The 12,979-nt window shown below is 38.7% G+C and carries 8 protein-coding genes; 3 read left to right on the top strand and 5 right to left on the bottom strand.

The features are described from left to right. Positions 1-6: 6 nt before the first annotated feature. Positions 7-813, bottom strand: a complete 807-nt coding sequence (trpC, locus tag I5515_RS02450; RefSeq protein ID WP_199964576.1) for an indole-3-glycerol phosphate synthase TrpC — start codon at positions 811-813, stop codon at positions 7-9. Positions 814-822: 9 nt separating this feature from the next. Then, positions 823-1,872 carry an anthranilate phosphoribosyltransferase gene (gene trpD / locus I5515_RS02445; protein WP_199964856.1) on the bottom strand — a complete coding sequence of 350 codons (1,050 nt, stop codon included), beginning with the start codon at positions 1,870-1,872 and terminating at the stop codon, positions 823-825. Positions 1,873-2,229: 357 nt separating this feature from the next. Between trpD and I5515_RS02440 the strand changes: the two genes are divergently transcribed. Beyond that, positions 2,230-4,962, top strand: coding sequence for a TonB-dependent receptor plug domain-containing protein (locus I5515_RS02440; protein ID WP_199964575.1), 2,733 nt, complete (start codon positions 2,230-2,232; stop codon positions 4,960-4,962). 7 nt (positions 4,963-4,969) lie between these two features. Continuing rightward, positions 4,970-7,741: a M1 family metallopeptidase gene (locus tag I5515_RS02435; RefSeq protein ID WP_199964574.1), complete on the top strand. Its 2,772-nt coding sequence runs from the start codon at positions 4,970-4,972 to the stop codon at positions 7,739-7,741. Positions 7,742-7,837: 96 nt separating this feature from the next. On the opposite strand, the gene I5515_RS02430 is transcribed toward I5515_RS02435, so the two are convergent. Beyond that, the gene (locus I5515_RS02430) at positions 7,838-8,422 is read right to left on the bottom strand and encodes an anthranilate synthase component II (protein WP_039250772.1); all 585 of its coding nucleotides are present in this window, start codon (positions 8,420-8,422) and stop codon (positions 7,838-7,840) included. 327 nt (positions 8,423-8,749) lie between these two features. On the opposite strand from I5515_RS02430, the gene I5515_RS02425 reads away from it, so the two are divergent. Beyond that, entirely contained in the window at positions 8,750-9,229 is a 480-nt protein-coding gene (locus tag I5515_RS02425; protein WP_199964573.1) for a hypothetical protein, read from the top strand. 129 nt (positions 9,230-9,358) lie between these two features. Here I5515_RS02425 and I5515_RS02420 read toward each other — a convergent pair whose 3' ends face one another. Both I5515_RS02420 and I5515_RS02415 read right to left on the bottom strand, forming a co-directional pair. Next, positions 9,359-11,161, bottom strand: coding sequence for an aminopeptidase P family protein (locus I5515_RS02420; protein WP_199964572.1), 1,803 nt, complete (start codon positions 11,159-11,161; stop codon positions 9,359-9,361). Next, positions 11,158-12,717: a peptide MFS transporter gene (locus tag I5515_RS02415; RefSeq protein WP_199964571.1), complete on the bottom strand. Its 1,560-nt coding sequence runs from the start codon at positions 12,715-12,717 to the stop codon at positions 11,158-11,160. The genes I5515_RS02420 and I5515_RS02415 overlap by 4 nt, the downstream gene beginning before the upstream one ends. Between the last annotated feature and the right edge of the window lie 262 nt (positions 12,718-12,979).

Below are 12,979 nucleotides of genomic sequence, written 5' to 3'. Positions count from 1 at the left end.
TCTTCATTAAACCGTTTGAGGTTGCCCAAAAAGGGCGGTAAAGGCTTGATCTGGTCTTGGCTGTTTCATAAAACTTTCGCCAACCAAGAATGTGTGAATATCGTGTTCTTGCATCATACGAACATCATCTGGAGTGGCAATACCACTTTCAGTTACAAGTAAACGTGAAGATGGAAGCAAGTTTTTCAAACGAATAGATGTTTTTAAATCTACATCAAAGGTTTTTAAATTACGGTTATTCACACCTAATAAACATTGCTCAGATAACTTTAAAGCGCGTTCCAGTTCTTCTTCGTCATGAACTTCAACCAATACATCAAGTTGATGTTCAAATGCAGTCTTAGACATTTCTTCGAGTTGTTGATCTGACAAAGATGCAACAATCAATAAAATACAGTCAGCATGTAAAGCACGTGCTTCAACTACATTATATGGATCGATCAGAAAGTCTTTACGCAAAGCAGGTAACGCGCAGTGGCTTCGAGCAATGGCAATATTTTCATCTGCACCCTGAAAGAAATCAACATCAGTAAGTACAGATAAACATGCTGCTCCAGCTTGTTCGTATTGTGCGGCAATTTCGGCAGGATTGAAATCTGCACGAATAATACCTTTCGATGGAGACGCTTTTTTAATTTCAGCAATCACGGCAGGGCGCTTGTGCTGTAAAGCATTGGCGAATCCTCGTACTGGCGTCGCAGCTTTAGCAAGTTCTTCAACGTCTTGCAAATTACGTTGTTTTAAACGCGCAGCAAGTTCCTCATGTTTACGGTCAACAATTTTACCTAAAATGGTATTTTGAATATTAATCATGAGAAATCCTTAATCTGCCTGAGACTGTTTTAATGCTTTGGTAAATTCAGCCAAAACACTCATTTTCTCTAAGGCTTGTCCGCCATAGATAATATCTTGCGCGAATGTAACAGCTTGAGCATAAGTTTTGGTAATGCCAGCCACATAAATTCCTGCACCCGCATTGAGTGCAATCATATTTGCTGCTTTTTCGCCAATGTCAGTTTTATTTTTGCCTAATGCATCTTTAATCAGTTTTAAACTGGCAGCAGCATCTGCGACGACCAAACCGTTTAAAGTTTGTGATTCAATACCGACATCTTCAGGGTTGAGTGTCCATTCAGTAACTTCGCCATCTTTCAATTCTGCCACCGCAGTAGGAGCAGCAAGGCTAATTTCATCGAGTCCATCTCTTGAATGAACAACCATGACATGTTCTGCACCCAGTTGTTTCATGACCTCGGCAATAGGGCGGCAAAGTTCATCTGAAAACACACCAATCACAAAACGTTTTACTCCAGCCGGATTGGTCAGTGGGCCGAGTAAATTGAAAATGCTTCGAATGCCAAGCTCACGACGTGGGCCAGCAGCGTATTTCATCGCTTTATGATGGTTTGGTGCAAACAAGAAACCCACACCCATTTCACGGATACAGCGTTCGGTTTGTTGCATATCTAAATCAAGATGAATACCTGCTTGCTCAAGTAGGTCAGATGAACCTGATTTACTTGAAACGCCACGGTTACCATGTTTTGCAATGGTTGCGCCTGCTGCTGCAATTACAAAGCTAGACGCTGTAGACACGTTAAATAAATTTTGACCATCGCCGCCAGTACCCACAATATCAACTAAATGGTTGATATCACTCACATCAATTTTGATCGCAAATTCACGCATGACACGTGCGGCCGCCGTCATTTCGTCAATGCTTTCACCTTTCATGCGTAGGCCCATCATTAAAGCACCAATTTGTGCTTCGGTTGCTTCACCTTGCATGATGCTGCGCATAATTTCTTCCATTTGAGGCTGAGTCAAATGAATGTTCTTGGTAATGTGGTTGAGCGCCTGTTGGATATTCATAGTCATGATTTACAGCATTAATGATTAAAATTTTTAGGTGAAGTTGATCAAGAGTGGGAGGTTCGGCCTATTGCGTTCCATGATTCACTAGCTACAGGGAGCTATGTTAGCAGAAAATAACCAAAGATTTTTGTAGTTCCTTAAGAGTTTTAAAATTTTTGCTAGTTTACTGCGTTGGTTTTATTCATAAATACAATTTATTTAATGAAAAAGGTTTTAGTTTGTTGTGAGTTTTTATGATAAATAATTAACCATTTGGTATATCTTAATCATCAATATATCTAGAAAAAAAGCGTATAAATCAAGCAAATAAAAATGGATATAGTAGGGCGATCTTTATTATATCTATCAATAAATATGTATTTAAATAACTCGAAATATCTAGGAGCTTTAAGAAATAAACGCTCATTTATTTTTGTATTTGTTGCATTGCTTCATCCATTAGAAAGCTACGCAGAAGAAGCTGTTGAACAATCACAAAACCAAACTAAACCAGATAAAGTGGTCCGCGTTGCTGTGACAGGTTCAAGGATTTCAAAAGCACAAAAAGATGGTCCGACCAGTGTGACTGTGATTACCGCAGCTGATATTGAAAAACAAGGTTTTAGTAATGCATTTGATGCACTCAATAACCTGACGCAGAACACAGGTTTTGTACAAGGTGCAGATTATGGAAATACTTTTACACCTGCAGCTAACGCCATTAGTTTACGTGGCTTAGGGCCGAACCACACTTTGACTTTGATTAATGGACATCGAGTTGCAGACTATCCTGTACCGTATGATGGTTCTGTCAACTTCGTTAATTTAGCCAATATTCCAACTGCCATTATTGACCGTATTGAAATATTAAACGGTGGTGCCTCTGCAATTTATGGTTCGGATGCAATTGCGGGCGTTGTAAATATTATTCTGAAAAAGAAAACAGACGGCACACAATTTAATATCAAGGCAGGTGGAACCAAAGAAGGCGGTGAAAATTTACGTTTACAACTGAGTGGCAGTAAAACTTTAGATAAACTCAATCTCGTTTATGGGGTTGAACTCAGTGGCCGTGAGCCGATATGGGCAGCCGATCGAGATTTTATGTCGAGCCGAACACGTTTGGGTGAGAAGCCTGACACAGTTGTAGGCCGAAAAAATGCCAATACGGGTAAATATCTTTCAATTGGAGGGTGTGAGGCCTTTAATGGTTTATTTAAGGGCTCGGTAAATAATATAGGGCAAGCAGGTGCAGACAATTGTGCCAGTGGTTTGGCACGACCAACCTATTGGACTGTTCAAACCCAAAACCGCAGTCAAAATGGTTATCTCGGTTTAGATTATGAGTTAAATGATAAAACTCAATTATTTGCCGATGTTTTAATTGGTGCCAATCAAATCGAAAATAATACCCGTGGTCCGACATGGACTTCTTTAGGTGCATCGAGTGGTTATTTCCTCAATCAAGATTCAGGCAATTATGAAATTTGGAATCGCCGTTTTGCACCTGAAGAATTAGGTGGGGTAGAGCGCGTAAATAAAAAGTGGAAAGAGCTTTCTTCTAACTTAAATTTCGGAATTCGAGGCGATATTGGCGAGACGAGCTGGCGTTATGAGGCGGCCTATAATGGTTCCATTTATACCAGTGACCTAAGCCGCCAAGGCTTATTACGTTCGAGTGTCGATGAATATTTCTTAGGTCAGCAACTTGGTACAGATGCAGATGGTATTCCTATTTATTCGCCTCGCTTAGATCGTTTAAGTCGACCACTCACAGCAAGTGAATTTGAAAGTATTTCGGGCACAACAAAAGAAAAAGATAAGTCGTGGGCGCAAAGTTTAACCTTAAGCGCGAATGGTGACGTATTTAAGTTACCTGCAGGAACGGCCAAACTTGCGACTGTGGCCGAAATTGGGCGTCAAGGCTTTTCGATTAAGCCAGATCAGGCACTTGAAAATGGTGAGTATTACAATGCAAGTTCTAGTGGTGAATATGGGGGAACACGGACCCGCCAAGCACTCGGTGCCGAATTATTCTTACCTTTAGCAAAGCCCTTAAATTTAACGCTGTCAGGGCGTTATGACCGTTATGCTTTGTCAGAAAACAGTATTGATAAGCTAACTTTTGGTTCAGGTCTAGAGTTTAGGCCCCATCCGACTTTATTGGTGCGCGGTAACTACGCGACTAGTTTTCGTGCACCAGATATGAACTATCTGTTTTTAAATAAGCAAAAAGGTTATTTCCCAAGTACTACCGATTATTTACGTTGTAGTCAAACGGGACAAGCTTTAGATAAATGTAGCTTTAAAGATTATTCACCTGGGGCAAACTATACTTTAACTGGAAACAAAGAGCTAAAACCTGAAGAGGGTAAATCTTATGGTGCAGGTTTTGTTTGGTCACCCACCAATAAATTTGATATCAGTGTCGATTACTGGGATATCAAAATTGATAATCTTGTGACAAATTTAAGTGATGACAAAATTCTACGTTTAGAAGCAGATTGTCGTTTAGGCAACCAAGATATTAACTCTGCTGCCTGTATTGATGCCTTGGCTCGCGTAGAGCGTAACCCTGCAAATGCAGTTGTCGATCCGAATGTGATTAAGAATATTAATATTGTTCCGATTAATGCTGCATCAGATCATACCCGTGGGATTGATTTCACTAGCAGATGGCGCTGGAAAACAGAAAGTTTGGGTAACTTCTTATGGACGGTGAACTATAGCCGTGTACTAGAACATGAATATCAACAATCAAAAGACGGTGAGAAAGATGACTATTTAAAAGATTTAACCATTCCTGATTGGCGTGACCGTTTTAATACCAGTCTAAGCTGGAGTTTCGGAGATTGGGCGTCAACAGTATTAGTTAATCGTTATGGCAAAATTCCAAACGGTGACCAAACTGTTTACTTAAGTCCAACGTATTTGGTGAACTGGAGTGGTACTTATCAAATCTCTCCAAAAGCCTCTGCTTCAATCATTATTAATAACTTGTTTGACAAAGTGAAACGAGATGACACAGGTGGTTGGCCGTATTATCCGGTAGGATCATATTCACCATTCGGCCGTCAAGGTTGGTTGGAGTTTAACTATAAATTCTAAGAATGATGTGTGGATGCAGCAAAGTGGTACAGCATTTGCTGCATCTTTTTATTTAAAACTACAGAGGATAAAACCCCTTATGCTGGTCAAGCCTTCATTTAAAAAAAGATTGCTACTTACAACATTATTATCTTTATCAGCAACGCAGATTTTTGCGTCTAATAACAGTGAACAAGTCCCGATTGGTAAATTACCCGAATGGGTCGTACCCGAATCTTATGATTTAGATTTTAAGATTGATCCCTCACAAAAAGGCTATACCGGTAAAACCACTATTCATTTAAAACTGGCTCAAGCTACAGATCACATCTGGATTCATGGTAAATCTTTGACGGTGAAAGATGTGAGTATCACGTCGGCAGAGGGCGTCAAAACCACGGCAAAATATGAGCAAGCCTCCGAGATCGATGGGGTAAGTAAAATTAAATTTGCCAAGACTTTGCCCGCAGGCCAGTATCAACTCGTTCTAGATTTTAATGCGGCATATGACCAACAGCTCGATGGTATTTATAAAATCCAGTTTGAAGGTAAACCCTATGTGATGACTCAAATGGAAGCGATTAGTGCACGCCAGTCATTTCCGTCATTTGATGAGCCACGTTTTAAAACGCCGTTTAATATTCGTTTGACGATTCCAAGCAAATATTCAGGCTTCGCCAATACCCAGCAAACATCTGTGCAAGCAGACAAATCGGGTTGGAAAACGCTAAGCTTTGCACAAACCAAACCACTGCCAACTTATTTACTTGCATTGGCTGTCGGACCGTGGCAATTACAAAAAGGGCCTGATATTGGGTCTACTTCATGGCGTAAGCAGCCGATCCAGTTACGTGGCATTGCACCCGATGCTAAAGCTGAAAAAATGCAGCATGCCTTATCTGAAACACCAGCCATTTTAAAAACTTTAGAAGATTATTTTGCCTTTGGTTATCCATTTGACAAGCTAGATTTACTTGCAGCACCAGACTTCGCAGCGGGAGCCATGGAAAACCCAGGGCTTATTACTTTTAGAGACTATCTAATGTTGTTAGATAAGGACTCACCAGTCTCTTTTGTACAAAATTCATTTAATGTCAATGCACATGAGCTGGCGCATCAATGGTTCGGTGATGTCGTCACGATGCCGTGGTGGGATGATCTGTGGCTCAATGAATCCTTTGCCACATGGATGCAAAGTAAAATCACTCAAAAATTACATCCCGAGTTTAATGCTAACTTAGAACGTATTGCGGATACCGCAGATGCCATGAAAAGTGATAGCTTGGTGAGTGTACGTCGTATTCGTCAGCCCATTTTAAGCAATGCCGATATTCAAACAGCTTTTGATGGCATCACTTATCAAAAAGGTGCGGCTGTTTTAAATATGTTTGAAAGCTATTTAGGCGAAGAAAAATTCAAACAAGGTGTACGCAATTATATTAATAAGCACCAATATGGTAATGCGACAGCCAATGATTTAATTAGTGCTTTAGCAGAGCAGTCTGAGCAAGGTGAACGTTTTGCCAAAGCGATGAAAAGTTTCCTTGACCAACCTGGTGTACCTTTACTCAATACTTCACTACAGCAAGAAGGCAATAAAGTCTTTTTAAATGTGAAACAAAGCCGTTATTTACCTGTGGGTTCAAAAGGAGATGCAAGAAGCTTATGGGGAGTTCCGTTATGTGTGCGTTATGAAGTTCCAAATGCAGGCAGTAAAGTTCAGTGTGAACTGGTAGACCAAGCAGAAGCCAAAATTGAACTCAAAGGTGCCAGCCTTGGCAGTTGGTATATTCCAAATGCAAATGCGGCGGGATATTACCAATTTAGTTTGCCTCAAAAAGAATTTGCTCGTCTGACTGCTGCTACAGAAAAGCTTTCTAATACTGAACAGTTGGCTTATGCCTATGCAATTTCCGCCGCATTTAACCATGGCGATATTAATTTATTGGCTGTAGTAGATGCTGCGAAGAAATTTGCTAATTCGAATAGCCGACAAATTAGTACTGCGTTGTTTTTTCAGTTAAGTGCCATTCATCGTCATGTATTGAAAACAGAAGTTGAACGTGAACATTTTAGAAAAGTTTTGGCAAATTTATATTTACCTAAATTAAATCAGTTGGGTTATGTAAGCAAAACAGGGGAATCAGCCGAAGACAGTTTATGGCGTAGTGAGTTGGTTAAGTTTCTTGCTTTAGATATCCAAGTTCCAGAAGTCCGCACACAACTATTAAAACAATCAGATGCTCTCTTTGCTCAAAAGCAGCTTAACTTTGCGCAAGTAACACCTGAATTATTACCCACCATTTTAGCTGTACGTGTACAAGAAAAAGGCCAACCTGCTTTTGACCGTTTATCTGGAGAGTTACAACGTGTGACTCAACCGACACAGCGTCTTGCGATTCTTACGGCACTAGGTTCAGCAAATCAAGAAGCAACACGCCAACAAGCACGTCAGTTAATTTTGAACCCGCGTGTTAAAGTCGGTGAGGTTCGTACCGTGGTTAACTCGATCAATAAATATGGAGATGAGCAAGGTGGCTTGTGGTCTTGGTTTAAAGTAAATCATGATGCCGTTTTTGATCGTTTAGGTAAATCTTCGGCTGGGCGTTTCCCTGCTATGTTTAGTGGGGCGGCATGTACACAACAACAAGCGACACAGTTAAATGATTTTTTTGCACCACGAACTAAAGAGTTGGTCGGTGTAGAAAGGGGATTGAAACAAACCAAAGAGCGTATTCAACTCTGCGAATCTTTGGTGGCTAAACAAGATGGATCGATTGTGCAACAGTTAAAGCTGTAATTGATTTAGCCATAAAAAAAGCCAACTCATTGCAGTTGGCTTTTTTATTTAGGTTACTTATCAAATCATTCTTAAAACAACTTATTCGAGGCTACCTTATGCGTAGATGTCTAAAAAGTTCTTAAAGATTTGATGGCCATGTTGACTCAAGATTGATTCTGGGTGGAACTGCACACCTTCAACAGGCAATGTCTTATGTTTAACACCCATAATTTCTTCCATTGAGCCATCTGCTTCATTGGTCCAACATGTTACTTCAAGGCAATCAGGCAGTGTTTGCTGATCAATCACCAAAGAGTGATAACGAGTTGCTGAGAATGGGCTAGGAAGATTACTGAAAATACCTTTATTGCTATGGTACATATCAGATAAACGTCCGTGCATAACCGTTTTGGCTCTTACAATGTTTCCGCCAAAAGCTTGCCCAATACTTTGATGCCCTAAACACACGCCAAGCAAAGGAATTTTTCCGGCAAAGTGATTAATTGCAGGAATGGAAATACCTGCTTCACTTGGAGAGCAAGGGCCAGGACCAATCACAAGATATTTCGGTTGCCATCGTTCAATATCCTCTAATGTGACTTGATCATTGCGAACAACTTTTACTTCCTGATTCAACTCGCCAAAATATTGGACGATGTTGTAGGTAAAAGAGTCGTAATTGTCGATCATTAGAAGCATTTTAGATTCAACTCGCTAATAAGTAAGGGAATTTTATTTTGATGTGGTTTTGATACTCAATTTGGTACTCAAGATTGAAAAAGTACTCATGTATAAAATAAAGCCACCTCAATAGGTGGCTACTATATCAGAATTTTTATATTCTTCGACTTTATCTTTTACAGAGGAAGTGCACCCACATACATACTTATAAATTAGTTAGTTGGTTATTAAAATATAGATGAGGTTAAAAGCGAGTTTTCAATATGTAGAGCAAGTCCTTGCCCTGTGTGACACGAATGTAGTTATAGATCAAATGAGATGGTGATCGATTAAAGGTAGTATATGATGTTAAATAAACAAGGTAAGATGACAAAACTTATTGTTAGTTTTTTCATATTCTTAACTGGATGTAACTTATCCGCTAACACTAATTTGTCCCCAAAGAAAATCTATGAGCTAGATTTAACTGATCAGGGAATTAGTCCTGAAGGTGGTGGGATTGAATTGAAAAAAGAGAAAAATTATTGTTCTCTTATATTGAGCCTTTATGAAGAATCTGGACAAGAAAAATATAAGTTCAATTTCAAGAAGGATAGTTTGATTAATACAAATTATCTAAAATACAGATATGAGAATGGCTTAATAGAAGCTAATGATGAATTAGATGATCTCATTGCTGATGATAGTAAAAAATCAAATAAAGGCGTTATGGAATTAATCGCCAATAAATCATTTGTTGGAAACAAAGATAAAAATATTACAAAAGAATTTGAATTTTATAAGAAAAAAATTCCTAAAAGTTTATTGGACAAAGAATGTAATTAAATGGAAAAATAATAAACAGATTAGAATAGATATTTAATATGCTTTCTAATTCTTTACATATCTTAATAGAGCTTAAGTCAAAGCCTTGAATCTTTCAAAGCTTTGACTTGGTTTAACGCTATTAAATATTTAAATAGCTCGAGTGTTATAAATCAGCCAGTCTAAAACTTCTCCAGACAAATGTTCAGCTAGTCTGTCTTGAACAGTTTGATGGTAGTGGTTTAGCCAATCTTTCTCTTCCTTAGTTAGCATATCAACAACGATACAATCTAAATGGATTGGGCAAAGTGTGAGCGTTTCAAACTCTAAAAAATCACCGTAGGTTTTTTCAAATCCAGCATGAAGACAGTTTGCAACGAGGTTCTCAATGCGAATACCGTATTTACCTTCATGATAAAGTCCCGGTTCATTGGAAAGAATCATTCCTTCGCGTAATTTGCTGTAGGCATGAACAGGTGCGTAATAAGAAAGAACTTGCGGACCTTCATGTACATTAAGCGCAAAGCCTACGCCGTGCCCAGTTCCATGACGATAATCTAGACCTTGTTGCCATAAAGTATGTCGACAAATTGAATCGAGCAGAGGTGCTGCTAAACCTTCTGGATAAATGGTTCTAGCTAAAGCAATATGGCATTTTAAAACCAAAGTATAATCACGTTTTTGTTCTATCGTTGGCGTACCCACTGGAACAACACGAGTAATATCAGTTGTTCCATCGGCATACTGACCGCCAGAGTCAATCAGCAATAAACCATCGCCTTCAATAAATGAGTAGTGCTCTTCAGTTGCACGGTAGTGCGGTAATGCTCCATTGGCATTAAAGCCGGCAATTGTTGAAAAACTTGGCCCTATAAAGTTGTCTTGTTGAGCACGGAAGGCTGTAATCTTTTCATCAATTGTCAATTCTGAAATGCATTCACCATGATGAAGTGCTTTGTCTAACCAATGGAAAAAGTGGCAGAGTGCAACCCCATCTTTAAGCATGGCATTTCGTATATGAGCAATTTCGCTGGCATGTTTACGCGATTTTAAAAGTGTACTTGGATTGATGTCATGTACAGTCTGAATATCATTTGCGATGACTTGTTCATGAAAAATCGATACTTTAGCCGGATCTAAAAGTACAGAAGCATCAGAAAGATTGGCTAAAAACTTAGCTGTATCTTCGTAGTGGCATATTTCAATACCATCGGCTGCGAAAGCTTGTTGAGTGTTTCTATCAACTTTGTCAGCATCAATAAAAAGAACAGTTTTTGTTGCACTGACATATAAATGTGAGAGGAACACAGGGTTATATTCTACATCTTTCCCACGTGCATTTAAGATCCAAGCAATATCATCTAAAGATGAAATGAAGTGGCCTTTAATATTTTTACTATTTAAAGCTTCACGAATAGCCTGAATTTTCTCTTTACGAGATAGGGCATTTAATCCATTAGTCATTAAATAGATTTTTTGTGAAGGAAGTTCAGGGCGATCAGCCCAAATAGCGTCAATTAAATCTTGTTGGGTTTCGAGTTTGTAGCTTTTAAGTCTTGCAGTATGCTCAAGAGCTTTAAATTGTTGAATGGATAATGTCTGTCCATTTACCCCAATCACTGATCCCGCTGCCAAGTTCTGTTCAATCCATGCCAAATGTGTTGAAGACTCATCGCTCGTTAGTTTTTGAAGCTCAAAGCCTGTTCCTACAAGTTGTTGTTCGGCTTGTACCCAATAGCGCCCATCGGCCCATAGGCCTGCAAAGCTTTGAGTCACTACTAGTGTTCCAACAGAGCCACTAAACCCGCTGAGCCACTGTCTTGCTTTCCAGTAATCTGGTAAATATTCTGACATGTGAGGATCGGCACTCATGACAACTAATGCATCAATTTGTTGATTGCGCATCATTTCGCGAAGTTTCTCAAGTTTTTCTGGAACAGTTAAAATGCTCATATGGTTTCCAATTCAGGTTGAACTTTACTGGTACTTTTATTCATTAATCTATTGATAGGTTTCTTTAATAAAAATAACACGATTGCGCCAATCACTAACGCTAAAACACATCGCATAAAGAGGGTAGGTAAATGATTAATACCATCTGCCGATACGTGCCCGCCAATTAAACCAGCAATGAGATTACCCAAAGCTGAACCTGTAAACCATAGACCCATAATTTGACTACGGATGACATCAGGTGCAAGTTTAGTCATAGTTGATAAGCCAATTGGGCTTAGACAAAGTTCTCCGATAGTAAGTAGAAATAAAGTACCGACTAACCAGAATGGTGAAACTAATCCACCTGCAATAGCAAAACGGCTTGCAAGTGACATTAATAAGAAACCACCTGCAGCGAATAACAGCGCAATAATAAATTTGCTGATATAGCTTGGGTCTTTATTTACCTTACCTAGTCTAGCCCAAAGCCAAGCTGCAACCGGAGCAAAAACAATAATAAACAGAGCATTGATTGATTCAAACCATACAGTTGGGATCTCAAACCCGAAAACGATACGGTCCGTATAATCTTGTGCAAATAGAGTAAAAGTTGTGGGTTTTTGTTCAAAAGCTGACCAGAATAGGGCAGATGCTGCTAATAAAACGAAGCAAATAATAATTTTGAATTTATCATGCTGCTCTAAATTCAGGAAAAGGAGTAAATATGCAAAGTAAGCAATAATTCCAATGCAAATTACGACTGTTAGATAAGTGGCTACCGCGACCGGATTAATATGGATTACGCCAAAGAAAGTTAATGCAATAACTGCTGCAACAGCGAATAAAAAGCTAAATACAATTTTAGGCGCATTTTTATTTTCTACCATAGGTCTATTGCAGTTATCAGTTTCTTCACGCAATTCATTAAAATTTTGGAGCTGCGGGACAGCCAAAAAGCGGAAAATTAATAAAGCAATTAGCATCCCAATGCCACCAATCCCAAAGCCTAAGTGCCAGCCATAATCGCGAGCTAATAGACCTGTAATAAGCGGGGCAATAAACGAGCCCATATTAATTCCCATATAAAAAATGGAGAAGCCGGCATCTCGTCTACTATCTTGTGCTTTGTATAAAGTTCCTACAATAACTGAAATACAGGTTTTAAATAAACCTGATCCAAGAACAATAAGAACTAGACCGAAATAAAAAAAGAATTGATCAAAAATGGTAGTGAGGGCAATAGATAAATGACCTAGTGCAATAATAATAGAACCGTACCAGACAGAACGTGCTTGACCTAACCAGTTATCAGCAATCCATCCACCTAAAACAGTCATTAAATACATAGAACCAGCAAATAAGCCAACAATTGCTGCTGCGGTTGGTCGATCAAGTGCTAAACCACCGTCATTTACCATTGCGACCATGTAAAGAACAAGTAAAGGCCGAATTCCATAATAAGAAAATCTTTCCCAAAGCTCTGTAAAAAATAAAGTTTTTAATGGTTTTGGATGGCCGAAAAAAGCTTTGTCATATTGTTCGAGTTCATGCTTCATTTCAAATCCTTTGAACATATTTGTAGTTTAAAAAAACAAAACTTTTAGTTTGTTTAGTTATAAAAAAAAGTTATGTTTTATTTTTTAGATTTTTTTAATTTTAAAAGCAAGTTTGTCATGTATAAAAAAGGTATATACCAAAAGGTAAAAAATAAAAAACTAGCAATGATATTGGAAGCAAATTAAAACAATAGAAGGGAGTTGCACCAAAGCTGACCAAAAACCTATGACATAAAGAGACTTCAGTCAGGCAAAATTAGATTTTTTAACAGATTTAAGC

Origin of the sequence: Acinetobacter calcoaceticus (assembly GCF_016508255.1) — a bacterium.
Classification (GTDB): domain Bacteria; phylum Pseudomonadota; class Gammaproteobacteria; order Pseudomonadales; family Moraxellaceae; genus Acinetobacter; species Acinetobacter calcoaceticus_E.
The sequence above is the reverse complement of the archived record's forward strand: the minus strand, read 5'-3'. Positions and strand labels throughout refer to the sequence as shown.

Coding starts and splice junctions, on each gene's coding strand:
- I5515_RS02415 (WP_199964571.1), bottom strand. CDS start 12,717: ATGTTCAAAGGATTTGAAATGAAGCATGAACTCGAACAATATGACAAA.
- trpD (WP_199964856.1), bottom strand. CDS start 1,872: ATGAATATCCAACAGGCGCTCAACCACATTACCAAGAACATTCATTTG.
- I5515_RS02440 (WP_199964575.1), top strand. CDS start 2,230: ATGTATTTAAATAACTCGAAATATCTAGGAGCTTTAAGAAATAAACGC.
- trpC (WP_199964576.1), bottom strand. CDS start 813: ATGATTAATATTCAAAATACCATTTTAGGTAAAATTGTTGACCGTAAA.
- I5515_RS02430 (WP_039250772.1), bottom strand. CDS start 8,422: ATGCTTCTAATGATCGACAATTACGACTCTTTTACCTACAACATCGTC.
- I5515_RS02425 (WP_199964573.1), top strand. CDS start 8,750: ATGTTAAATAAACAAGGTAAGATGACAAAACTTATTGTTAGTTTTTTC.
- I5515_RS02420 (WP_199964572.1), bottom strand. CDS start 11,161: ATGAGCATTTTAACTGTTCCAGAAAAACTTGAGAAACTTCGCGAAATG.